The organism is Thermoactinomyces sp. CICC 10521 (assembly GCF_016055135.1).
In the GTDB taxonomy this organism is placed as follows: Bacteria; Bacillota; Bacilli; order Thermoactinomycetales; family Thermoactinomycetaceae; genus Thermoactinomyces_A; species Thermoactinomyces_A daqus.
Window position 1 is genome coordinate 1 of sequence record NZ_JAECVZ010000103.1, and the last position, 523, is coordinate 523.

Genomic DNA, 523 nt, shown 5'->3' on the forward strand with positions numbered 1-523 from the left:
GATTAGCTGAGCAATTGGGAATCCATCGCTTCTGGGTGAAAAACGAAGGCATGAATCCCACCGGTTCCCATAAAGACCGGATGAGCCCTCTGGTGATCGCCCGGGCGCTCCAGTTGGGCAAATCATCCGTGGTGGTTGCATCCAGCGGCAATGCGGGAATTTCCCTTGCAGCATATGCCTCCTTTGCCGGTCTCCAGTGTACGGTGATCACAACCAAAGACATCCATGAAGACGTAAAGAAGTCTATTCAAGCATATGGAGCTCAACTGGTTATGGTTAGCGATTCATTTCAGCGATGGGAACTTACGCGCGAGCTGGCAGAGAATCAAGGATTTTACCCAGCGACTAACTATATGTTTCCGCCAGTTGGCAGCAACATGTATGGAGTGCAAGGATATAAGACCATTGCCTATGAACTGGTGCAACAATTAAAAGGATGCTCTCCTTCCGTTATCCTCGTCCCTTCTTCCAGAGCAGATTTACTGTGGGGGGTCTGGGAAGGATTGAAGGAAGCGTCCGCGTC

Annotated in this window: 1 protein-coding gene; it reads left to right on the forward strand. The window is 50.3% G+C overall.

Annotation, left to right across the window (positions count from 1 at the left end; translation table 11 throughout):
• Positions 1 to 523 (forward strand): pyridoxal-phosphate dependent enzyme (locus I8U17_RS18200; RefSeq protein ID WP_198060016.1); only part of this gene is annotated, 523 nt, incomplete at both ends.